Origin of the sequence: Microbispora sp. H10885, from assembly GCF_014161415.1 — a bacterium.
In the GTDB taxonomy this organism is placed as follows: Bacteria; Actinomycetota; Actinomycetes; order Streptosporangiales; family Streptosporangiaceae; genus Microbispora; species Microbispora triticiradicis.
Window position 1 is genome coordinate 84,294 of sequence record NZ_JABBWY010000014.1, and the last position, 22,668, is coordinate 106,961.

The 22,668-nt window shown below is 73.5% G+C and carries 21 protein-coding genes; 13 read left to right on the forward strand and 8 right to left on the reverse strand.

Annotated features, from left to right (window positions below):
- The first annotated feature begins 55 nt into the window (after window positions 1-55).
- Both HHX37_RS31495 and HHX37_RS31500 read left to right on the forward strand, forming a co-directional pair.
- Window positions 56-223 (forward strand): DUF3117 domain-containing protein, encoded by a 168-nt coding sequence (locus HHX37_RS31495; RefSeq protein ID WP_076433904.1) that lies wholly within the window; start codon window positions 56-58, stop codon window positions 221-223.
- 76 nt (window positions 224-299) lie between these two features.
- Window positions 300-1,736 (forward strand): leucyl aminopeptidase, encoded by a 1,437-nt coding sequence (locus HHX37_RS31500; protein ID WP_310740622.1) that lies wholly within the window; start codon window positions 300-302, stop codon window positions 1,734-1,736.
- 7 nt (window positions 1,737-1,743) lie between these two features.
- On the opposite strand, the gene HHX37_RS31505 is transcribed toward HHX37_RS31500, so the two are convergent.
- A complete protein-coding gene (locus HHX37_RS31505; RefSeq protein WP_182875883.1) occupies window positions 1,744-2,373 on the reverse strand; it encodes an O-methyltransferase in 630 nt (209 codons plus the stop codon).
- A gap of 185 nt (window positions 2,374-2,558) precedes the next feature.
- Here HHX37_RS31505 and sigE point away from each other — a divergent pair, with 185 nt between their 5' ends.
- From sigE to HHX37_RS31525, 4 genes are all read left to right on the forward strand, one after another.
- Window positions 2,559-3,167 carry an RNA polymerase sigma factor SigE gene (sigE, locus tag HHX37_RS31510; protein WP_111701367.1) on the forward strand — a complete coding sequence of 203 codons (609 nt, stop codon included), beginning with the start codon at window positions 2,559-2,561 and terminating at the stop codon, window positions 3,165-3,167.
- The gene (locus HHX37_RS31515) at window positions 3,164-3,718 is read left to right on the forward strand and encodes an anti-sigma factor family protein (RefSeq protein ID WP_182875881.1); all 555 of its coding nucleotides are present in this window, start codon (window positions 3,164-3,166) and stop codon (window positions 3,716-3,718) included. The genes sigE and HHX37_RS31515 overlap by 4 nt, the downstream gene beginning before the upstream one ends.
- An 81-nt stretch (window positions 3,719-3,799) precedes the next feature.
- Entirely contained in the window at window positions 3,800-5,101 is a 1,302-nt protein-coding gene (locus HHX37_RS31520) for a S1C family serine protease (protein WP_182875880.1), read from the forward strand.
- 107 nt (window positions 5,102-5,208) lie between these two features.
- A complete protein-coding gene (locus HHX37_RS31525; RefSeq protein ID WP_182875879.1) occupies window positions 5,209-5,562 on the forward strand; it encodes a sec-independent translocase in 354 nt (117 codons plus the stop codon).
- Between the two features lie 5 nt (window positions 5,563-5,567).
- On the opposite strand, the gene HHX37_RS31530 is transcribed toward HHX37_RS31525, so the two are convergent.
- From HHX37_RS31530 to HHX37_RS31540, 3 genes are read right to left on the reverse strand one after another with little or no spacing between them, the layout of a single operon-like run.
- Window positions 5,568-6,707, reverse strand: a complete 1,140-nt coding sequence (locus HHX37_RS31530; protein ID WP_182875878.1) for an Mrp/NBP35 family ATP-binding protein — start codon at window positions 6,705-6,707, stop codon at window positions 5,568-5,570.
- Window positions 6,708-6,724: 17 nt separating this feature from the next.
- A complete protein-coding gene (locus HHX37_RS31535; protein WP_182875877.1) occupies window positions 6,725-7,219 on the reverse strand; it encodes a DUF1003 domain-containing protein in 495 nt (164 codons plus the stop codon).
- The gene (locus HHX37_RS31540) at window positions 7,216-8,421 is read right to left on the reverse strand and encodes a magnesium transporter MgtE N-terminal domain-containing protein (RefSeq protein ID WP_182875876.1); all 1,206 of its coding nucleotides are present in this window, start codon (window positions 8,419-8,421) and stop codon (window positions 7,216-7,218) included. The genes HHX37_RS31535 and HHX37_RS31540 overlap by 4 nt, the downstream gene beginning before the upstream one ends.
- Window positions 8,422-8,506: 85 nt before the next feature.
- On the opposite strand from HHX37_RS31540, the gene HHX37_RS31545 reads away from it, so the two are divergent.
- The 4 genes from HHX37_RS31545 to HHX37_RS31560 all read left to right on the forward strand — a co-directional run bounded on the left by HHX37_RS31545 (window position 8,507) and on the right by HHX37_RS31560 (window position 15,305).
- Window positions 8,507-9,451, forward strand: coding sequence for an EamA family transporter (locus tag HHX37_RS31545; protein WP_182887760.1), 945 nt, complete (start codon window positions 8,507-8,509; stop codon window positions 9,449-9,451).
- 87 nt (window positions 9,452-9,538) lie between these two features.
- Window positions 9,539-10,477: an HpcH/HpaI aldolase/citrate lyase family protein gene (locus HHX37_RS31550; protein ID WP_182875874.1), complete on the forward strand. Its 939-nt coding sequence runs from the start codon at window positions 9,539-9,541 to the stop codon at window positions 10,475-10,477.
- Between the two features lie 373 nt (window positions 10,478-10,850).
- Window positions 10,851-11,708: a CPBP family intramembrane glutamic endopeptidase gene (locus HHX37_RS31555; RefSeq protein WP_111701376.1), complete on the forward strand. Its 858-nt coding sequence runs from the start codon at window positions 10,851-10,853 to the stop codon at window positions 11,706-11,708.
- 747 nt (window positions 11,709-12,455) lie between these two features.
- A complete protein-coding gene (locus HHX37_RS31560; RefSeq protein ID WP_182887761.1) occupies window positions 12,456-15,305 on the forward strand; it encodes a hypothetical protein in 2,850 nt (949 codons plus the stop codon).
- On the opposite strand, the gene HHX37_RS31565 is transcribed toward HHX37_RS31560, so the two are convergent.
- The gene (locus HHX37_RS31565; RefSeq protein WP_182887762.1) at window positions 15,292-15,729 is read right to left on the reverse strand and encodes an NUDIX hydrolase; all 438 of its coding nucleotides are present in this window, start codon (window positions 15,727-15,729) and stop codon (window positions 15,292-15,294) included. The two genes, HHX37_RS31560 and HHX37_RS31565, sit on opposite strands and share 14 nt — an antisense overlap.
- A 72-nt stretch (window positions 15,730-15,801) precedes the next feature.
- On the opposite strand from HHX37_RS31565, the gene HHX37_RS31570 reads away from it, so the two are divergent.
- The 3 genes from HHX37_RS31570 to HHX37_RS31580 are packed head-to-tail and all read left to right on the forward strand — an operon-like array spanning window position 15,802 to window position 18,181.
- On the forward strand, window positions 15,802-16,449 hold the full coding sequence (locus tag HHX37_RS31570; protein ID WP_117409114.1) for a DUF6758 family protein: 648 nt from the start codon (window positions 15,802-15,804) through the stop codon (window positions 16,447-16,449).
- Between the two features lie 39 nt (window positions 16,450-16,488).
- Entirely contained in the window at window positions 16,489-17,199 is a 711-nt protein-coding gene (locus HHX37_RS31575) for an MBL fold metallo-hydrolase (RefSeq protein WP_117409113.1), read from the forward strand.
- A 4-nt stretch (window positions 17,200-17,203) separates the two neighbouring features.
- The gene (locus HHX37_RS31580) at window positions 17,204-18,181 is read left to right on the forward strand and encodes a PD-(D/E)XK nuclease family protein (RefSeq protein ID WP_310738367.1); all 978 of its coding nucleotides are present in this window, start codon (window positions 17,204-17,206) and stop codon (window positions 18,179-18,181) included.
- A 13-nt stretch (window positions 18,182-18,194) separates the two neighbouring features.
- Here the strand turns inward: HHX37_RS31580 and HHX37_RS31585 are convergent, their stop codons facing one another.
- From HHX37_RS31585 to HHX37_RS31595, 3 genes are all read right to left on the reverse strand, one after another.
- On the reverse strand, window positions 18,195-19,112 hold the full coding sequence (locus tag HHX37_RS31585; RefSeq protein WP_182875869.1) for an oxygenase MpaB family protein: 918 nt from the start codon (window positions 19,110-19,112) through the stop codon (window positions 18,195-18,197).
- Window positions 19,113-19,122: 10 nt separating this feature from the next.
- Window positions 19,123-20,001, reverse strand: a complete 879-nt coding sequence (locus tag HHX37_RS31590) for an alpha/beta fold hydrolase (protein WP_117409111.1) — start codon at window positions 19,999-20,001, stop codon at window positions 19,123-19,125.
- Between the two features lie 346 nt (window positions 20,002-20,347).
- A complete protein-coding gene (locus tag HHX37_RS31595; RefSeq protein WP_259406896.1) occupies window positions 20,348-22,489 on the reverse strand; it encodes a DEAD/DEAH box helicase in 2,142 nt (713 codons plus the stop codon).
- Between the last annotated feature and the right edge of the window lie 179 nt (window positions 22,490-22,668).

Here is a 22,668-nt window from a genome sequence, read left to right on the forward strand (position 1 = left end):
GTGAATACGCCGGTTACCCCCTGGGGCGGCCGACAAGGCGGGAAGGGATACACGCATGGCGGCGATGAAGCCGCGGACCGGTGACGGTCCGCTGGAGGTCACCAAGGAAGGGCGGGGCATCGTCATGCGGGTCCCTCTGGAGGGTGGCGGCCGACTCGTCGTGGAGCTCTCGGCGGACGAGGCCAGCGCCCTCGGCGACGCGCTGAAGAAGGTCGTCGGCTGATCATCCGGCCGGCTTGTTGATCCACGGCCCTGGCGGCGGGTCCCTCCGCGCCGGGGCCGCCCTGTTGGAGGTGGACGTGCCCATCGAGACCACGCCGGTCCTCTCCGGCCCCCGCACCGCCGGGCCCGCGCCGGAGGCGGACCTCGTGGCCGTGCCCTTCGGCCCCGGCCCGACCCTGCCCGCCACGCCCTGGGCGGAGCTGCCGGTGCCGGCGGACGCGCTGCTCGCGCAGTACGAGGCCAAGGGCGAGCCCGGCGAGGTCGTCGAGGCGACCGCCCCGCGGGAGGGCGGGCTGCGGCGCGTCCTGTTGTACGGCGTCGGCGACGGTTCGCCCGGCGCGCTGCGCAGGGCCGGGGCGGCCGTCGCGAGACGGGCCAGGCGCAAGGCGTCGCTGTCGGTCGTGGTCCCCGCCTCCGAGGGAGCCACGGCGCCCCTGGTGGAGGGGGCGCTGCTGGCGTCGTACTCGTTCACCATCGGCGACGGCCGCGCGGGGAAGCCGGTGCGGGAGATCGTCTTCGTCGGCGGCGACGAGCGGGAGCTGCGGCGGGGCGAGGCGCTCGCGCGGGCCACCGCGCTCGCCCGCGACCTCGTCAACACCCCCGCCAGCGTGAAGACCCCCGCCTGGCTCGCGGACCGGGCGGCGGAGGTGGCGGCCGGCGCCGGCCTGGACGTGCGCGTCTGGGCGGGGCCCGAGCTCGACGAGTTCGGCGGCATCCGGGCCGTCGGCCAGGGGTCGGTGAACCCGCCGCGCCTCGTCCGGCTCTCCTACACGCCGGAGAACCCGCGCGCCCACGTGGTGCTCGCCGGGAAGGGCATCACGTTCGACTCCGGCGGTCTGTCCCTGAAGCCCACCGAGGGCATGAAGACGATGAAGACCGACATGGCCGGCGGCGCCGCCGTCATCGCCGCGATGAGCGCGCTGGCGGACTTCGAGGTGCCGGTGCGGGTGACCGGGCTCGTGGCCTGCGCCGAGAACTCCATCTCCGGCTCCGCGCAGCGCCCCGGCGACGTCATCAGGCAGTACGGCGGGCGGACGGTCGAGGTGCTGAACACCGACGCGGAGGGCCGCCTGGTGCTGGCCGACGCGCTGGCGTACGCGGACGCTGAGCTCGACCCCGACGTCGTCATCGACGTCGCCACCCTGACCGGCGCGGCCAAGATCGCCCTCGGCCCGGCGATCGCGGCCCTCTACTCGACCGACGAGGAGCTGGCCGCGGGCCTGACCGGCGCGGGGGAGGCCACCGGGGAGCGCCTCTGGCGGATGCCGCTGATCGACGACTACCGCGCGATGCTCGACTCCGACGTGGCCGACCTGGCGAACGTCGACCGGGCGATGTCGGGGTCGGCGGGGTCGATCCTCGCGGCGCTGTTCCTGCGCGAGTTCGCCGGCGGGCGGCCCTGGGCGCACCTGGACATCGCGGGTCCCGCCCGGGCGGGCTCCGACGAGGGGGAGATCACCAAGGGCGGCACCGGCTTCGGCGTCCGCCTGCTCCTGCGCTACCTGACCGCCTGACGCCGGTTCAGGCGAGCCTGACGGCGGCCAGCAGGCCGGAGCCGAGCGGCAGCATCAGCGGGCGCAGCCGCTCGTCGTTGCGGACGAGCTTGCCCAGCTCGCGGATCGCGACCGTGTCGGGGTCCCGCTGGGTGGGGTCGGCCACCTGGTCGCCGCCGAAGGCGTCGCCGAACACCACGACGCCGCCCTGGCGCAGCAGCCGTACCGACTCGGTGAGGTAGTCGATGTACTCCTGCTTGGCCGCGTCGCAGAAGACCATGTCGTAGCCGCCGTCGGCGAGGCGGGGGAGCACGTCGAGCGCGCGGCCGCCGATCAGCCGGATCCGGCTGCCGGAGAAGCCCGCCTCGGCGAACGTCTGGCGGGCCATGCGCTGGTGCTCCGGCTCCACGTCGACGCTCGTGAGCGTGCCGTCCGGGCGCATCCCGCGCAGCAGCCACAGGCCGGAGACCCCGCAGCCGGTGCCGACCTCCACCACCGAGCGGGCGTTCACCACCGTGGCGAGGAAGCAGAGCGCCGCTCCGCACCCGGGCAGGATCGGGCGCGCTCCGACCTCGATGCCACGCCGGCGCGCGGTCCGCAGGATGTCGTCCTCCGGGACGAACTCCTCCGCGTACTCCAGGCTGGCCGGTGTCGCCATCGGCCTCTCCCTCCCCTGCTTCATCTTGCACGCAGCCTAGGGGAGTCGGCCCGGAACGGGAACTCACGCCACAACGGGGACGTTGCACGCTTTGAACGGTCTTTGTTCAAGGCCGCTCGGCCCACGGTACGCAGGAAGGGGCGAAACCAGGCACTATGGCTGTAGCGACGATCCTGCAGAGAGGAATGCCGGTGGACGAGCACGACCACCAGGCGGAGACTTCGGTGTCCGACTGGACGCCTCCCACATGGGAGGAGGTCGTCAGAACGCATTCCGCACGCGTCTACCGGCTGGCCTATCGGCTGACGGGCAACGTCCACGACGCCGAGGACCTCACGCAGGAGGTCTTCGTCCGGGTGTTCCGATCCCTGTCGAGCTACACCCCCGGCACGTTCGAGGGGTGGCTGCACCGGATCACCACGAACCTCTTCCTCGACATGGCGCGGCGCAGGCAGCGCATCCGTTTCGAGGGACTGGCGGACGACGCCGCCGAGCGGCTGCACGGCCGCGAGCCGTCCCCGGCGCAGGCGTACGACGACGCGCACATGGAGCCCGACATCCAGGCCGCGCTCGACGCCCTGGCGCCGGAGTTCCGGGCGGCCGTGGTGCTGTGCGACATCGAGGGCCTGTCCTACGAGGAGATCGCGAGGACTCTCGACGTGAAACTCGGCACGGTGCGCAGCCGCATCCACCGCGGCCGCGCGCAACTGCGGGAGGCACTCGACCACCGGGCGCCCTCGGCGAACCGGAACGGCGACCAAACCCCCCCTTCATTCAGCAGGGAGGGACTGTGAGTCATCTTGGCGAGCGCGTCTCCGCGCTCATCGACGGCGAACTCAGTCACAACGAGCGGGAACGCGCGCTGGCGCACCTCACCTTCTGCGCGGACTGCCGCGCGGAGGTCGACGCGCTGCGGGCGCTGAAGACCCGCCTGCGGTCCATGGATCCGCCCGCCATGCCGGCGGACCTCACGATGTCGCTCCTGCGCATGGCGGAGCCGGGAGGGCCGTTGCCGCCGCGGATGCGGCCCTTTCCCGACCATCCGGCCTTCGGCCGGCTTCCCGGCATGCACGCCGCGGGGCCGATGGACAACCGGCCCCGGCGCCGGGACGACGGACGATCGGGGCCCGGGCGGCCCGGCAGGGCCAGACGCGCGGGATACGTGGCCGTGGGAATGGCCTCCGCGGCCGTCGCCCTCGGCACCATGCTCATGGCCGGCGGATCGAGCGCCACTCCCAGCCAGACCCCCGGGCAGATGTTCGTTCATCCCGCCCCGAACAAGGCGCCGGTGGTGAGCGTGTCGCCCAGTCCGTCGCAGAGCGTGACCAGGGGTCTTTCGCGCTGACCGGGGGAGACGGCATACGATCGGACACCGCAGCCGTTTGGGTGCGGGAAGTGCGCTCGTGTGCGAGGAGTCACTGTCGCGATGACCGACAACACGCGTTCCCACGGCGCGTCGGACCGGCCCGAGTTCCTGCCCGCCGGACATGAGGCGCCCCAGGAGCCGTCCCACGACTCCTGGGGCGCCCGGTGGGCGCCCCCGCCGGGGGTCCCCCGGCAGCCGTACTTCACGGAGACGGCCTTCACGGAGGCGGCGCCGGAGCCCCGCGGGCCCAACCTCGCGCTGTTCACGGCGCTGGCCGTGGTGATCGCGCTCGTGGCGGGCGGGGTGGCGAGCTGGGGGACGTTCCTGCTGACCCGCCCCACCTCCGGGATCGACCCCGGCTACACGCTGAGCGGGCCGTCGTCCCTCCCCACGGCACGGCCGCCCGGGTCGGTCGCGGGGGTGGCCGCCAAGGTCCTGCCCAGCGTGGTCTCGCTGGAGGTGAAGGGCAACAGCGAGGCCGGCACCGGGTCGGGCTTCGTCATCAAGGGCGGTTACGTCGTCACCAACAACCACGTCGTGGCCGTCTCGGGCCAGGTGGGCAACATCCGCGTGCGCTACAACGACGGCACCTCCGCCGCGGCGCGGGTCGTGGGCCGCGACCCGAACTCCGACATCGCGGTGGTCAAGCCCGACGGGACCGTCAGGGCGCCGGAGCTCGCCCTCGGGAACTCCGACGGGGCGGTCGTCGGCGACCCGGTCATCGCCGTCGGCTCGCCCCTCGGCCTGACCGGCACCGTCACCACCGGGATCATCAGCTCGCTCAACCGTCCCGTCGAAGCCGGCGGCAGCACCGGGTCCGACTACGCGCTGATCAACGCGATCCAGACCGACGCCGCGATCAACCCGGGCAACTCCGGCGGCCCGCTGGTGAACACGGCGGGGGAGGTGATCGGCGTGAACTCGGCGATCGCCACGGTCGGCGGCGGCTCGCTGCTCGGCCAGCAGTCCGGCAGCATCGGCCTCGGCTTCGCGATCCCGGTCAACCAGGTGCGCCGGATCGCCCAGGAGCTGATCACCACCGGGGCCGCCCGCACCTCCCGGATCGGCATCACCATCGACCAGAACTATCAGGGCGAGGGGGTGCGGATCGCCACGGAGACCGAGGGCGGCGCCGTGCCGGTCACTCCCGGCGGGCCCGCGGCGAAGGCGGGCCTGCGGGCCGGCGACGTCATCCTGGAGGTCGACGGCCGGCCGGTGAGCGACAGCCGCGAACTGGTCGTCACCATCCGCAGCAAGGCACCCGGCGACCAGGTCCGCCTGCGGTTCCGGCACGACGGCGAGGTGCGGACCGCCACCGTCACGGTCGGCGCGGCACCCGTCCCCAGCGCCGCCCCGTCCTGACCGCCCCGTCCTGATCCTGCGGCTGGTCCTGCCGGGACGCCCCCGTCCCCAGCGCGGGGGCGTGGGCATTAGTCTGAAACCAGTCGTACTTGCTGGAGGAGATCGCCATGTTCGGACTCGGCTGGGCGGAGGCCCTGGCGCTCGTGGTGATCGCCTTGCTCGTCTTCGGCCCGGACAAGCTGCCCCAGGCCGCCCAGCAGGCGGGCCGCACGCTGCGGCAGCTCCGTCAGATGGCCAACAACGCCAAGTCGGACCTGCAGGCCAACATGGGTCCCGAGTTCGCCAACTTCGACCCGGCCGACCTCAACCCCAAGAACTTCGTGCGCAAGCACCTGCTCGACGACCTCGAGAAGGACTGGAACGACTCCGGGCACACGGACCACGGGCCGGACTCCCCGACGCCCGAGCTGCCCGAGCTGGGCGTCGGGGAGATCCCGCCTTACGACAACGAGGCGACCTGACCGCTCTAGTGCTTGACCGGTGAGATGTCGAGCTTCAGGCCCTTGAGGCCGGTCGGCTTGCGGCCGAGCCCGGCCGCGATCCGGCGCAGCTCGGCGGCCGCCGGGGCGTCGGGGTCGGTCAGCACGAGCGGCTTGCCCTCGTCGCCGCCCTCCCGCAGCCGCATGTCGATCGGCACCTGACCGAGCAGCGGCACCCGCGAGCCCAGCGTGCGGGTCAGCGCGTCGGCCACGGACTGGCCGCCGCCCTCGCCGAACACGGAGATGCGCTCGTCGCAGTGGGGGCAGGGCAGCCACGCCATGTTCTCGATGACGCCGGCGATCTGCTGGTGGGTCTGGGCGGCGATCGACCCGGCGCGCTCGGCCACCTCGGCGGCGGCCTGCTGCGGGGTCGTCACGACCAGGATCTCCGCCGTGGGCAGGCGCTGGGCGACCGAGATCGCGATGTCGCCGGTGCCCGGCGGCAGGTCCATCAGCAGGACGTCGAGGTCGCCCCAGAAGACGTCGGTCAGGAACTGGTACAGCGCGCGGTCGAGCATCGGGCCGCGCCAGACCACCGGGGTGTTGCCCTCGGGCTTGAACATGCCGACCGAGATGACCTTGATGTCATGCGCCACCGGCGGCATGATCATGTCCTCGACCTTGGTGGGCTTCTCGCTCACACCGAGCATGCGCGGCACCGAGTGGCCGTAGATGTCGGCGTCGACGACGCCGACCTTCAGGCCCTGGGAGGCCATCGCGGCGGCGAGGTTCACCGTGACCGACGACTTGCCGACGCCGCCCTTGCCGCTGGCGACGGCGAAGACGCGGGTCAGCGAACCGGGCTTGGAGAAGGGGATCTCCTTCTCCGGCCCGCGGTCGCCGCGCAGCTTCGTCTGCAGCTCCTTGCGCTGCTCGGCGCTCATCACGTCCATGTCGACGTGGACGCGCGACACGCCATCGAGCCGGGAGACGGCGCCGGTGATGTCGCGGGTGATGGTGTCCTTCAGCGGACAGCCGGCGACGGTCAGGTACACGCCGACGCGCACCACCCCGTCGGGAGAGATGTCGACGCTCTTGACCATGCCGAGCTCGGTGATCGGCCGGCGGATCTCCGGGTCGTTCACCGTGGCGAGCGCGGCCGTGACCTGTTCAGGGGATGGTGCCATGAATCCATGCTATGGACTCAGCGGGGATCCTCCGAACCCGCCCCGCACGATCTCGCCGGTTCGCCGCCCAGCTCCTCCTGGAGGCGCTGGAGCTCCGACCGGATGTAGTCGCGCGTGGCCACCTCGCCGATCGCCATGCGCAGGGCGGCGATCTCCCGGGTGAGGTACTCGATCTCGGCCTGGTTCCGCTCGGCCGACGTCTTGTCCTGCTCGTACTGGACGCGGTCGCGGTCGGCCTGCCGGTTCTGGGCCAGCAGGATCAGCGGCGCGGCGTACGACGCCTGGAGGGAGAGCATGAGCGTGAGGAAGATGAACGGGTACGGGTCGAACGTGACCGGCGCGAACAGGTTCCACAGCAGCCACACCGCGACGAACACGGTCATGTAGACGATGAAGCGGGCGGTGCCGAGGAACCGCGCGAACCGTTCGGAGAACCTGCCGAACGCCTCGGGGTCGTAGTAGAGCCGCACGCGGTAGCCGATCTCGCGCGGCTGGTCGAGGCGTTCTGTCATGGTCGTTCCCGCCAGTCGTCCGGCAGCATGTGGTCCAGCACGTCGTCGACGGTCACGGCGCCGAGCAGGCGCCCCAGCTCGTCCACGACGGGGACCGCGACCAGGTTGTACGTCGCGAGGTACGCCGCCACCTCGGACACCGTGAACTCCGGCCTGATCGGGTCCACGGTGATGTCTATCACGCTGCCGAGCAGCGTCGACGGCGGCTCCCGCAGCAGGCGCTGGAAGTGCGCCACGCCCAGGAAGCGCCCGGTGGGCGTCTCGCTCGGCGGCCGGGCGACGTACACCTGGGCGGCGATGGCCGGCGTCTGCTCCTGCTGCCGGATGTGCGCGAGGGCCTCGGCCACCGTCGCGGTCGGGGGCAGGACGACCGGCTCGGTCGTCATCATGCCTCCGGCCGTGTCCTCGCGGTAGCTCAGCAGCCGCCGCACCGGGGCGGCCTCCTCGGGCATCATGAGGCGCAGCAGGCCCTCGGCCTGCTCGGCGGGCAGTTCCTGGAGCAGGTCGGCCGCGTCGTCCGGGCCCATCTCCTCCAGCACGTCGGCGGCCCGGTCCCGGTGCAGCCGGCTCAGCACGAGCACCTGGTCGCGCTCGGGCAGCTCCTCCAGGACGTCGGCGAGGCGGTCGTCGTCCAGCGCGGCGGCCACCTCGGCCATCCGCTCGCCGGGCAGCTCGTGCAGCATGTTCGCCAGGTCGGCCGGGCGCAGCGCCTCGAAGGCGGCGAGCAGGTTGGCCGCGCCCTGGTCCTTCTGGACCCCGGCGAAGCCGGAGACGTCTCCCCAGTCGACGATCAGCGTCTCGCCCCTGCGGCGCGACCCCCGCCGTACGGCGACCTTCGCGATCAGCCAGTCGGAGGGGCGGGTCCGCTCCATCGCGAGGTCCTGCACGGTGACCCGCTCGCCGCGGTACTCGACGCTGCGGTCGAGCATCTCGCCGATGGCCAGCGTCTCGGTGTCCCGGCACTCGAACCTGCGCATGTTGAGCTTGCCGGTGAAGATGACGGCGCGGGCCTCGATGGAGGTGATCCTGGTGACCGGCAGGAAGACCCGGCGGCGCGGCTGCACCTCGACGACGAAGCCGTGGACCCGGGGGAGCAGCGGCCCCCGCAGCGAGACGACGACGTCCCGGATCCGGCCGATCTGGTCGCCGGCCGGGTCGAAGACCGCCACCCCCGCCAGGCGGGCCACGAAGATCCGATCCACCCTGCCAGGTTACGCAAGGATGCGGGCCGGTCCGTGTTGTGACAGGATCAAAGCCTTTTATTGGTGATTACATGGGCAGGTGGCGATGAGGGCGGTCAGCCTGGCGATCGCGGGCGTATCGGCCTTCTGTTTCGGGTTCTCCGGCCCGATGGCGAAGATCCTCGGTATGGCGGGGCTCACGCCGCTGGAGGCCGTGTGGGTCCGCATGGCGGGGGCGGGGGTGCTCCTGCTGCTGGTGCTGGCCGTCTTCAGGCCGCGGGCGCTGCGCATCCCCCGCGACCGCCTGCCGTTCTTCGCGGCGTACTCGGTGATCGCGGTCGCTGCCGTGCAGGGCCTGTTCTTCGTCGCCATCACGCGCCTGCCGGTCGGCGTCGCGCTGCTGCTGGAGTACACCTCTCCGGTGCTGGTGGTCCTGTGGGTGAGGTTCGTACGGAGGGTCCGGCTGCCGCGCTCGGCCTACCTGGGAGCCCTGGTCGCGGTCGCCGGCCTGGCGATCGTCGTCCAGGTCTGGGAGGGTCTGCGCCTGGACGCGCTCGGGCTGCTGCTGGGCCTGCTGGCCGCGGCCTGCTGCGCCGGATATTTCCTGATGAGCGATTCGTTCGGCGACGACGTGGACACGCTGGGCCTGATCGGCTGGGGCATGCTCGGCTCGGCGGTGGTGCTGCTGCCCGTCTCGCGGCCGTGGCAGATCGACTGGGCGGCGTTCACCCGCACGGCCGAGGTCTCCGGGCACACCGTGCCGGTCGCCGCGGCCGGCTTCTGGATGATCGTGGTGGCCACCGTGGTGGCGTACACGACGGGGGTCACCGCCGTACGGCGCCTGTCGGCGGCGGTCGGGGCGACGGTCGCGTCGGTGGAGGTCCTCGCCGGCGCGCTGATCGCCTGGGTGCTGCTCGGCGAGCACCTCGGCGCGGCCCAGATCACCGGGGGCGCGATCGTGCTCGCCGGCGCGTTGTTCGCCCAGTCGGCGACCACGCGGATCGGCGCCGCGCACCACGCCCCCGAGGCGCCGCAGGCCGTACGCGTGTAAGGGGGGCGGGTAAGGGGGTGCGGGTTCAGGGGGCGCGGGCCGTGCCGCGGCGGCCTTCCGCCCACCGGATCTCGCTACGGTAGGGCCATGCGCGCGCGACGTTCCTGCCTGGCGGTGCCCGGCAGCAACCCTCGATTCCTGGAGAAGGCCCAGGGCCTGGGCGCCGACGAGGTCTTCCTCGATCTGGAGGACTCCGTCGCCCCCGGCGCGAAGGAGGAGGCGCGCCGCAACGTGGTCGCCGCCCTGCGGCAGGGCGACTGGACGGGCAAGACGGTCGTCGTCCGGGTCAACGACCTCACCACCCAGTGGACCTACCGGGACGTCGTCGAGGTGGTCGAGGGCGCCGGTGACAGGCTCGACTGCCTGATGCTGCCGAAGGTCCGGGACGCCTCGCACGTGGCCTGGCTCGACACCCTGCTCGGCCAGATCGAGCGGGCCGTCGGGCTGCCCGAGGGCCGCATCGGCGTCGAGGCCCAGATCGAGGACGCCCGGGGGCTCGTCGAGATCGACGACATCGCCCGGTCCTCGCCCCGGCTGGAGACCCTGGTCTTCGGCCCGGCCGACTTCATGGCCTCCATCGGCATGCGGACGCTGGTCGTCGGGGAGCAGCCCCCCGGATACGACGAGGGGGACGCCTACCACTACATCCTCATGCGCATCCTGATGGCCGCCCGCGCGTACGGCCTGCAGGCCGTGGACGGGCCGTACCTCCAGATCCGCGACCTGGACGGCTTCCGGCGGTCGGCGAGGCGGTCGGCGGCGCTGGGCTTCGACGGCAAGTGGGTGCTGCACCCCTCGCAGGTCGAGGCGGCCAACGAGGTCTTCTCCCCGTCCCAGGAGGACTACGACCACGCCGAACTGATCCTCGACGCGTACGAGTACTACACGACGGTCGAGAAGCGGGGCGCGGTGATGCTGGGCGACGAGATGATCGACGAGGCGTCGCGGAAGATGGCGCTGGTGGTCTCGGCCCGCGGCCGCGCCGCCGGGCTCGCCCGCACGAGCGCCTTCACCCCGCCCTCCTGAAGCCCTCCCGAAGCCCTCCCGAAGGCCCGCCTGAAGGCCCGCCTGAAGCGGGCGTACGAGGGCCGCGAAGAATGGACACATGAGCGAGACACAGCCGGATCCGCGCCGGCTTCCCGCGGTCTACCTGGCTCCCGGGCCCTACGCGGGCGGGACCGCGTGGCCGGCCGGCCCGCCGCCGGGATGGCACCCCGGCCGGTACCCGCGCGGGCCCCAGTGGGGGGACGCCGCCTGGGGAAGCTCTCCCTGGGGAGGCCCTGCTGCATGGGGAGGCCCTGCCGCATGGGGAGGCCCTGTCTGGGGAGGCGCTGCATGGGGGCCGCCCGCGCGGACGCGCTGGGACGTCCCGCCGCCGCCCGGCACGCCGTACGACCAGATGGCGCGCACGGTCCTGAACCGCTGGTGGCGGCCCATCGTGGGCACCCTGGCGATCGTGGCGACCTTCGTGGTGATCTCCATCGGGGCGGGGCTGGTGGCCTACCTCGTCTCCCTGGTGACCCGGGTGCCGATGACGGGGTCGGGACCCCGGCTGTTCGCCGATCCCGTGCTCGACCTCGGGTTCCAGCTGGGCGTCATCGCGTTGCTGCTCCCCCTGGTGCTCGGCGCGGCGTGGGTGTTCCAGCGGAGGCCGCCCGGATCGCTCTCCTCGGTGGCCCTGCGCCTGCGGTGGAGGTGGCTGGCGGCCTGCCTGCTGGTCGCTGTGGTGTCGGTCGTGCTCGGGCAGGCCGCCGAGGCCGGGATGCTGCTGTCGGCCGGAGTGGGTCCGGGGTACGGCTGGGCGGGCTGGGGGGCGTTCCTCCCGGCCCTGATCGTCATCCTGCTGCTCGTGCCGTTCCAGGCGGCGGCCGAGGAGTACGCCTACCGGGGCTGGATCATCCAGGGGCTGGGGGCGTACTTCCGCAGTCCGTGGCCGGCGATTCTGCTGGGCGCGGTGGCCTTCGCCGCCTCGCACGGCTACACGGGCTGGGGGATCGTCTACGTCTTCGTGTTCGGCGTGCTCATGGGGTGGCTCGCGGTCCGCACCGGCGGGCTGGAGGCGCCGATCGCCCTGCACGCCTCGAACAACGTCGTGGCGTTCGGGCTCGTGGCCGCCTCCGGCGACATGAACGGCGCCCTGGAGCAGGGTGCGGTCCCGTGGCAGGCTCTGATCGGATCGGCCGTCCAGTTCGCGGTTTTCGGGTTTGGTGTCCTAATAATCGCCCGAAAGTGGGCAATTCAGACTCTCTCCCGATAAATCTCACTAGAGAGGTATGGTCCCCGGGGCTTTCCCGTGTTGCTCTGGATTCGTGATGGGGTATCACTGTGATCGCTTTGCCGTAATAGAGGTGGAACGGTCCGGATTGACCTCTCCGGGGAGGAGGTACTGAGCGTGGCCTCGGGCCCCGACGAACGTGACCGCCGGCGTACGCCCGGTGAGCAGGAGACGCCCGCGCCCCCTCCGGAGCTGCATCACCGGCCGCCGGGTCCCTCCCCGTGGGCACTGCCCCCCTTCGCCGCCCCCGTACCCGAGGACGCCTTACCCGAGGAGCCCTTGTCCGGGGACGTCCTGTCCGGGGACGACGAGGACACCCGGCCCTACCGCAAATTCGGCGACCCGCAGCCACGCCCCGAACCCCAGGCAGGGCCTCAAGCAGGGCCTCAAGCAGGGCCTCAAGCGGGGTCGCAGGCAGGGTCTCAGGGCGAGGCGCACGACTGGGCGCCGCGGCCGGAGGCGGAGGACCCGCCCCACTTATCCGGCGGCCATCCGCACCGGACCGGCCGCAGGCCCTACTCGGCCCCGTACGGCGCCGCCGCGGACACCGCAGCCACAGACACCGGAGCCACAGACACCGGAGCCACAGACACCGGAGCCACCGGCCCACCGGGCTCCCCTCAGGACTCCACCACCTGGCACGGCGAGGGTGCCAGGTCGACCGGACCGTCGGAGGCCGGACCGTCGGAGGCCGGACCGCTGGAGGAAGGGGGCCGGCGGCGGCGCGTCGTGGACCGGCCGGACAAGCTGGTCGCCTCGGGCCCGCCCCGGCAGCGCCGGGCGCAGATCCCGCGTGAGAACCCCGACGGCCCCGGGGCCCCCGAGATCGACACTCCTCCGTCCGGCCCGCTGCGTCCCCCGGCTGGACAGGAGACGGCGGGACAGGAGCACGTGTGGGCGCACACGCCCCCCGAGCCCGCCTCACGCCACGGCCACGGACACGGCGACGATCCGGACACAGACGACCGGGAGCCAGGTGAGCCGGAGACAGCCGAGCCGGGCATCCGGATGAGCCCGGAGATCCCCGTCGAGCCGGAGCCCGGGCCGGAGTTCGACCCTGAGTCCGGCCCTGAGTTCGGCCCTGAGTTCGGGCCGGAGCCCGGGTCACGGCCCGGACCCGAGGCCGGGCCGGTCGAGCGCATCGGCCGCCCGCCGGGCGGCCGCCCGGCCCGGCACGACGTGCTCGTGGCCGTCGGGCCGCCGAGACCGGGCGGAGGGCGCCACCACAGGCGGGTGCTGCCGGGCCGCGGCTCGCCGGTCCGGGGGCTGCCCCGGCTCGTCACGCCGCTGGTCGTCGCGGCGGTCCTCGTCGTGGCGGCGGTGCTGGGCGTGGCGGTGGTGAAGTGGTCCAGGGGCCCGGCCACGACCGGGCTGCGGCTCGCCGCGGGCGACGGCCAGTCGGGCGACACCGCCTTCGCCGCGCCGGGCCTGCCGGGCAACGGCTCCAGCCAGGTGCTCAACGCGTTCGCCTCGGCGGGCTCGACCGTCGTGGCGGCGGGCAGCGACATGACCGGGGCGTTCGCCCGGCCGCTGTTCCTCGTCTCCGCCGACGGCGGCGCGCACTGGCAGCTGGGCCGGGTCGCGGGAGCTCCGGGCTACGAGACCGCGGCGGCGGCCGTGGGCCGGGTCGCGGGCGGCGACGGCCGCTGGCTCGCGGTCGGCACCGACGCGCCGGGCCCCGCGGGCCCCGCCGCGCGCGGCATGTGGGTCTCCTCCGACGGCCGTTCCTGGACCGCGGTCGACCCGCTCCGGCTGACCGCCTTCTGGAGCCAGGACAGGATCACCGACGTGGCGCGGACCGCGACCGGCTTCCTGGCCGTGGGCGCGACGACCCTGCGCGACGGCACGGCGGGCCCGGTGGCCTGGGTGTCGGCCGACGGCACCGGCTGGACCCGGGTGGACACCGAACAGATCGGCACGCCCGACAAGGTCCGCGGCATGCGGGCGGTGGCGGCGCGCGGCGACCGGGTGGTGGCGCTCGCCGACCCCGGCTCCGGCGACACGGTCTCGGTCATCCTGCGATCCGACGACGGCGGCCGCACCTGGCTGCGTACGGCCGCGGCGATCTCCGACGTACGGCCCGAGCCGGGCGCGCTCGCCGCCGCGGAGAAGGGCTTCGTGCTCGTGCCCACCCGGCAGCGGGACGCCGGCGGCGAGGTGCGGGTGTACTGCTCGCCCGAGGGCGCCGCCTGGACGCAGTGCGGCGCCATCGGGCCGCTCGGCGCGCAGGGCACGGGCGTACGCGGCCTCGCCTCGTCGGCGGCGGGGATCGCGGCGGTCGCCGAGTCGGCCTGGGAGCGGTACGCCGTCTACACCAGCCGGGACGGGCGCGAGTGGACCAAGAGCGCCGACCTCGGCGAGATCCCCGGCACGGTGCGGGGGCTCGCCATCACCGACGGCGGCACGCTGGTCGCGGGCGGCGACAAGCGGGGCCCCGGCGACGTGGAGAACCTGCCGGTGCTGATCACGGCGGGGAAGGGCGAGGCGGCCCACCCCGTGCCGCTCAAGGAGATCGGCGGACTCAACCGGCTGGCCAGGGAGACGGCGGACCTCGCCGCGGCCGGCGGCACGTTCGTGGCGGTGGGCTCGGCCAACGGCGACGCCGCCATCTGGACGAGTGGCAACAACGGGGCGAACTGGAAGGACGCGGGCTTCCCCGACCTGCTCGGCGGCCCCGGGCGGCAGGCCCTCGGCGGCGTGGCGCACGGCCCGAAGGGGTGGCTCGCCGTGGGCGGCACGATGACCGACCCCGCCGTGACCCGGCCGCTGCTGGTCACCTCGGCGGACGGCAGGTCCTGGCGGCCTGGCCCGCCGATCGAGGTGCCCCCGGGCCACTTCCTGCTCGCGCCCCGCGTGGTCGCCGCGGGGGAGAAGGGCTACGTCCTCGCCGGTGAGGACCGGAGTGCGGCGGGGGTGGTCGCCGCCCTGTGGTTCAGCCCGGACCTCAGGCGGATCACCCGCTCGGCGGCCGGCAGCCTGCCCGCGGGCGGGGTCAACGTGCGCCTGTCCGGGGTCACGGCGACGCCCCACGGGTTCATGGCGGTCGGCGGTTCGGGCTCGGCCGACCGCGAGTCGGGGGTGGTCTGGGTCTCCTCCGACGGGCTCAACTGGACCGCGCGCGGCAGGGTCCTGCCGCCGGACGCCACCTCGGCCGGGCTGCGCCACGTGGTCGCGACGAAGGCCGGGGTCGTCGCGGTGGGCGTCGCCGTGACCGAGGACGGCCCCCGCCCGTTCTCCGCCGTGTCCACCGACGACGGCGAGCACTGGGAGTACGCCATGCTGCCCGCCGAGGCGGACGCCTCGGTCCTCGACCTGACCGCGACCGCGAAGGGCGTCGTGGCGGTGGGATCGCACCGCTCCGCCGAGGCGGACGGCGAGGGGGACAGCACCGCCTGGATCTCCGAGGACGGCCTGGACTGGTCGCGGCACACGCTCACCCAGGACGGCCTGGGCGGGCGGGGCGCCCAGTGGCTCGGCGCGGTGGCCGTCTCCGGCAGCCGGGTCGTGGCCGTCGGCAGGTCCACCGACTACGCCGACGACCACCTGACGATCTGGCGCAGCACGGTCACGGACCGGTGATCCTGGAGACGACCCCCCATTCGGCCAGGGCGCCGGCGAGGCCGTCGGTCAGCGGGAGGCCGGCCAGGTCGGCCGGCGCCCACCAGCGGGCGTCGGCGGCGTCGTCCCCGGCCACCGGCGTCCCCGAGGCCGTTCCCGAGGGTGTCGCCACGTAGTCGTGGATCTCGTACGTCACGCCGCCGGGGCCGGGCCGCAGCACGGTCCCGGCGAGCCGTACGACGGCGACGTCGAGGCCGGTCTCCTCGCGCAGTTCGCGGCGCACCGCCTGCTCGTCGGTCTCGCCGGGCTCGACCCTGCCGCCGGGCAGCGACCACAGCCCCTCGCCGGGCGGGCGGCCCCGGCGCACGAGCAGGAGCCGCCCGTCCGGATCGGTGACGATCGCCCCGACGCATCTGACGCGCTTTCCAAGACCAAGATGTCGCACAACACCAAGATTACGACTAGATAACGGACAGGCTCTTGACTGATGGACATCACCGAAGCACCGTGAATATTTGTGAGAACCGCGCCAACCTGCCCGCGGTGCTTCGGGCCGCTGCACGAACCGAACGTCTGGTCGAGCTCATGGCGATGCGCCGCCCACGGCGACGTCCTGCCGTTCCAGCCGCCCCACCGGCCCTCTCAGCCCGCGCTCGACGCTATGTGCGAGGCCGCCCGGGTTCCCGTGTGGCTTCCGTGGCCGCTCCCCACGGGGTGGCTGGTGACCGGCTTCGCCGAGGTGGGCGATGAACGGACCGGTGCGAGGGCGAGCGTCGTCGCGCTGACCGGCCCCTCGATCACCCACGGGCCCGCCGACATGCTGATCGTCGCCGAGGAGCCCGGGATCGGCCTCGGGGCCGCGTACGCAGGGCTGCCCGGGCCCGATCCCGGCTCCGGCTTCGACGCCGGCCCGCCGCACGCGAAGATCGACGTACGCGGCCACCCGACGGCGCTGTGGTGCGCGGGGCCGGGCGTGCCGGACGACCGTGCCGCCTATGTCGGGGAGGCCCTCGGCAACTGGCTGTGGACGGTCGCCTGGCCGGCCGAGGCCGGTTGTTTCATCGCGCTGGCCGATCTCTCGCTGCGTGACCTGCGCGACCAGGACCAGGCGGTGGCTCCGCCCTTCGGCGCCCTCTCGCCGAGACTGGACGGGGATGCGCGGTAAAGCCGGTCCGAAGCGCCGGGGATAGTAAGGTTCTGAGCCGTGACAGCGCGTATCGAACGAGTGGTGACCTCGGGCCTCGTGGACATCGAGGGCGACGAGCACAAGGTCGAGAACAACACCTGGATCCTGGGTGACGACGACGAGGTGATCGTCATCGACCCGGCACGGGACGCCGAGAAGATCCTGGAGAAGGTCGGCGACCGCGAGGTCCTCGCCGTCATCTGCACCCACGGGCTGCCCGACCACGTGGGCGCCGCGATCGAGGTGGCGGCCAGGGACGAGGCGGTGATCGCCGTCCACGCCAAGGACAGGCGCCTGTGGCGGCAGACCTGGGAGGAGACCTGGCCCGACATCGAGATGGAGGACGAGGGACTGTTCTCCGTGGCCGACGTCGAGCTTGAGGTGCTCGCCACCCCGGGCGTGACCGCGGGCGGCGTCTCGCTCTACTGCGAGGAGCTCGCGGCGGTCTTCACCGGGAAGACCCTGCTCATGGACGGGCCGGGCAAGCTCGGCGGGGAGTATCCCGCCCTGGCCGACCAGCTCACCTCCATCGGCGAGCGGCTGTTCACGCTGCCGCACGAGACGAGGGTGCTGCCCGCGCACGGCGAGGAGGGCAGGATCGGCGACCTGGAGCCCGAGTTCGACCGCTGGCTGTCGGGGTCGCTCACCGGCGCCGAGGAGGCCGAGCCGATCTCGCCGCTGGTGGACGGCACCGGCGCGTCCGGCATCACGCTGAACCGCGACGAGTAGTGCCGTGGAGCAGCTCGGCCTCGAGGGCATGCCGAGGCGGCTCTACACCTGCACTCCGTCACGCCTGAACACCTGGCTCGACTGCCGGCGCCGCTACCGCTTCGCCTACCTCGACCGGCCGGCCCCGCGCAAGGGGCCTCCATGGGCGCACAACAGCGTGGGGGCCTCGGTGCACAACGCGCTGGCCGCGTGGTGGCGGGAGCCGTACGAGCGGCGTACGCCGGTCGTGGCGGCCACCCTGCTGACCGGCGGCTGGATCCGCGAGGGGTTCAGGGACGAGGAGCAGTCGGCGGCCTGGCGGGACCGGGCCCGCGAGATGGTCTCCTCCTACGTCGCGACGCTCGACCCGGCCGACGAGCCGGTGGGCGTCGAGCGGACGGTCGCCACGCGCACGTCCGTGCTCGCCCTGTCCGGCCGGATCGACCGGCTGGACCGGCGTGGGGACGAACTGGTCGTCGTCGACTACAAGACCGGCCGACGCCCGCCGACGCCCGACGACGCCCGGTCCTCGCTCGCGCTCGCCGTCTACGCGATCGCCTCGTCCCGCATGATGCGCCGCCCCTGCCACCGGGTGGAGCTGCATCACCTGCCCACCGGTTCGGTCGCGGAGTGGGAGCACGGCGACGAGTCGCTGGCCCGCCACCTGCGCCGGGCCGAGGAGATCGGCCTGGAGGCGGCGGACGCCGACGACGCCTACCGGGAGTGGGCCGGGCCCTCCTCCCGCGAGAGCGGCCGTACGACGGGCCGCGGGCGGGGCCGTGCGACGGGCGCCGTGCCGGCCCCGAGGCGAGGGGAGGGCGGGTCCGCGGAGGACGGCGCCGCCGTCGCGGTGCCGCCGGAGATCGACGCGTTGTTCCCGCCCGAGCCGGGACCCATCTGCTCGTGGTGCGACTTCCGCGCGCACTGCCCGGAGGGACGGGCCGCCTCCTCCGAACGCCTGCCCTGGGACGGCCTCCCCACGGCCGAGGAGGTCCCCGGCTAGGCTGTGTCTCCGGTCAGCCTCCGGGCGGGGTCGCGGCGGGGTGGCGGCGTGGGTCGGCCAGCCCCCGCAGGCCCTGGCCGACGTCGTACCCGGCCGCGCCGAGGCGCTCCCGGGAGGCCCGCAGCATGGCCCTGGTGCCCTCGCCGAGCACGCGCTGGTGCATCGGGTCGGGAATGGTGTTCATGGTGAGCCGGAACGCCCTCAGCGCCGCCGTGACCGCGATCTCCGGCACCTCCGGCAGCACGCCGTACAGGCGGCGGGCCCAGCGGGGCAGCGTGTAGTAGCAGAGCGCGCCGAACGGGAAGTAGACCGGCCTGGCCGGGGACAGGAACCGCAGATTCTCCGGCAGACGCGGCCAGAGCAGGAACCGGACGGCGGCGGCCGACTCGGGGATGACCCGCAGGACGGGCCGCATCCGGGCGAAGTAGTCGTCCATCTCGCGCATCGTGCCCGGCACGTCCTCCGGGCGCAGCCCGACGTACGCCGCGCTGCGCCGCTGCTCGGTGAGGTAGCGGTCGGCCTGCCGGTCGGTGATCGGGACGCCGGCGCGGCGGACGACCTCCAGGTAGGACGTGACCTCCGCGCAGTGGACCCACAGCAGCAGTTCGGGGTCGTCCACCCGGTGGACCCGGCCCGTGTCGGGGTCGTGGACGCGCAGCGCCCGGTGGATCGCGCGGACCCGCCTGCCGATCCGCTCGGCCTCCTCCGGGCTGCCGTACGTCACGCGGCCCACGAAGTCGGCCGTACGGCGCAGCCGCCCGAAGGGGTCCTCCCGGAAGTCGGAGTTCTGCCACACGCCCCGCATCGCCACCGGATGCAGGGCCTGCAGCATCAGGCCGCGGACGCCGCCCACCCACATGGTCCGGTCGACGTGGACCAGCCACGTCACGGACTCGGGAGGCTGGACGGTCGGACCGCTGACCCCGGTCATGGCCGTCGCGTCAGCCGTGCTGGAGCAGCCGGCTCTCGGCCGCGTTCCAGAACCGGGTCAGGGCGGCGGCGGTGGTCTCGGGCGCCTCGACGGCGGGTGAGTGGAGTGCCCCGGGCACCACGACGCACTCCGCGTCGAGCCGGCGGGCCATCTCGGCCTGCAGCGGCGGCGGCCAGCCGTCGTCGTGCTCGCCGTACAGGACCAGGAGGTCGAGGTCGCACTGGGCGAGCTCGTCGCACCGGTCGGCGGCGCCGAGCACCTCGTGCGCCATGGTCATGAGCCCGGTGGGATGGTTGGCCAGCAGCCGCTTGCGCAGGAACGCCACGATGTCGTCCGGGACGCCCGCCTTCAGCGCCTCCGGCTCCATCCGGTTGGACCACATGTAGTCCAGGCCGTACTCGGGCAGTTCGGCGAGCATCACCCGGCCCATCTGCTCCCGGGGCCCGACGATGCCGGCGGGCCCGGAGCTCATGAGCGTGAGCGAGGCAATCTTGGCGGCGCCGTTCAGCGCGACCTCCCGGGCGACGAGGCCGCCGAAGGAGTGCCCCATGAGGTGCACCGGCTCGCCCTGCCCGACGACCGCGGCGATCGCGTCGACGTCCGCGCCGAGCGCCCCGCAGGTGTACGCCGCCGGGTCGTCGGGGCCGGGCGTCTCGTACTGCCCGCGCATGTCCACGGCGATCACCCGGCGGCCGGCCTGCGCGAGGGTCTGCAGCACGGCGATGAAGTCCTCCTTCGACCCGGTGAAGCCGGGGACGAGGAGGGCGGGCCAGCGCTCGGGGATCCCGCTCACGGGAAGCGCCTCCAGGGCCGCGAACGAGCCCAGCGGCGTCTCGATCTGCTCGCTGCTGACGCCCGGAGGGAGGGTCAGGAACCGTGGCGTGCTCACGAGACCTCCTCCATCTCACCCGGGTTCCCCGGCATGGACCGTCTGCTGAAGGCTCGCTCACTCACGTGGCATCACGATACCCAGCGGGGACTCCGGCGACACCGCCGAAAGATCCAAGCCGGTTGCGGACCGGCCGGGCAGAGAGAGTCCGGGTGTCATGACGCGTGCCTCCTGTCCAGGTCATACCCACTGCGAACGTGGCGGCCCGCCGGGGGGACCGTGCCCACGTGTGAAGGCGCCCACGCGTAAAGGCGCCCACGCGCGAAAGCAGGGAGGGCGCCGGGTGTCCGGCGCTCTCCCTGCCCTGGTGGTCGTGCTCATCGACGAGCGGGCCGCGGCCGGCCCCTCACCCCGTACGGCGCGGGCGAGGCCGGGCCGGGCGGCGCCGCTGCTGGGCCCGCTCGGTCGCGGCGGACGGAGCGGGATCGTCGTCGTCGGTCGCGAGGTCGGGAGACTTGAACACGACCATGAACGGGCTGGCCGGAATGATCCGTTCCGGCTCCTGCCGGACGACCGGCGGCCGGGCGGGCTCGTCCGCCACGCCGTTCACGGTCGCCTCGCCGGCCGCGCCGGCCGGCGCGGCCGGCACAGACGGCGTGGACGGCGCCTCGTCCGAGGCGCCCGCGTCCGTGCTCCGCGTACGGCGGCGCGTGGGCCGGTCCACGGAGACAGCCGGAGAGACGGCCGGAGAGGCCGCCGCGGCGTCCTCCGTGCCCGTGGTGGCCCCCGTGGTGGCCGCCGCGGCGGCGCGGGTTCCGCGCCGGCGGGCGGGCCGGTCCTCGACGGGCGCGGCGACCGCCTGGTCCCCGCTCCGCTGCTCGCCGGCAGGTGACTCGACGACCTGTGACTCGTCGATTCGGGGCTCGGCGACCGGGGTACCGGCCGTGTCGGCGGCGCGGGTCCTGCGGCGGGAGGCCCGGCGCGGGGCCGGCTCCGGCTCGGACACCGCACCGGCCGCCGGTCCGTCCGCCTGCTCCTCCTGCGGCCGTGCGGCCGGGACCTCGGCCAGCGCGCCGGTCAGGGCGTCCGTGTTGGCGCCCCCTCGCCGGGACCTGCGCCCCTGGGTCTGGGGCTGGGCCTGTGCGGCCTGGGCGGGCTGCTCAGGCGACTCGGAGCCGTCCCCCACCTGCGGGGTCAGGGCGTCGGCGTCGCCGGGGGAGGACGCTCCGGCCTCCTGGAGGCGTCCGCCACGGGTGCGCCGCCGCTCGCGGGTGCGGGCGGGGCGCTCCCGGCGCTCCTCGCTGTTGTCGTGGTCACGATCACGGTCGCGGTCACGGCCGTTGCCGCGCCCGCCCCGGTCGGACTTGCCGCGGGAACGGGTGCGCCCGGTCTCGCCGAGGTCCTCGATCTCCTCGGACTCCAGGCCCGCGCGCGAGCGCTGGGCGCGCGGCAGCACGCCCCTGGTGCCCTCGGGGATGTCGAGTTCGCCGTACAGGTGCGGCGAGCTCGAATAGGTCTCGACGGGATCGGCGAAGTCCAGCGAGAGGGCGTTGTTGATGACCTTCCAGCGGGTCAGCTCGGTCCACTCGACGAAGGTCACCGCGACGCCGGTGCGGCCCGCCCGGCCGGTGCGGCCGATCCGGTGGACGTAGGCCTTCTCGTCCTGCGGGCAGTCGTAGTTGACGACGTGGGTCACGTCGTCGATGTCGATGCCGCGCGCCGCGACGTCGGTCGCCACCAGCACGTTGATCTTGCCGTTGCGGAAGGCGCGCAGCGCCTGCTCGCGCTGGCCCTGACCGAGGTCGCCGTGGACGGCCGCCACCGCGAAACCCTTGTCCTTGAGCTGCTCGGCGACCATGTCGCAGGCCCGCTTGGTCTCGCAGAACACCATCGTGAGCCCGGCGCCCCTGCTCTGCAGCAGCCGCCCGAGAATCTCGATCTTGTCCATGCGGTGCGTGCGGTACACGTACTGCGTGGTGAGCGTGGTCGTCTCGGCCTCGGCCGTGCCGCTCTCCGCGCGCACGCGGGTGGGCCGGTCGAGGTAGCGGCGCGACAGGTTCACGATCTCGCCGGGCATCGTGGCCGAGAACAGCATGGTCTGGCGGTCGTCCGGCACGAGCTTGATGATCCGCTCGATGTCCGGGAGGAACCCGAGATCGAGCATGCGGTCGGCCTCGTCGAGGACGAGCATGGTGATCTGGCTCAGGTCGAGGTGCTTCTGCTTGACGAGGTCGAGCAGCCGCCCCGGGGTGCCGACGATCACGTCGACGCCGTTCTTGAGCGCCTCGATCTGGGGCTCGTACGCGCGCCCGCCGTAGACGGTGAGGATGCGCGACCCCAGCTTCCCGGCGGCGAGGACGAGGTCCTCGGTCACCTGAAGGGCCAGTTCGCGCGTGGGGACGAGGACGAGACCGCGGGGCTTCTTGCGGTTCTTCCTCGGCTTGCCGACCAGTTGGAGCATGGCGACGCCGAAGGCATAGGTCTTGCCGGTGCCCGTGCGCGCCTGCCCGATGACGTCCTGGCCGGCCAGCGCCAGCGGGAGCGCCATCTCCTGAATCGGGAACGGTGAAGTGATGCCCTCGGTCTCGAGGGCATCGGCGATCTCCGGGATGACTCCCAGGTCTCGGAACGTCGTTGTCAGCGTGGCCTGCCTCAATCTGTGAAGGCGGCCCTCCGGGACATCCGGCCGGCAGATCTTTCCCGGTCCGGGTCCTCGCGGACAGTCGC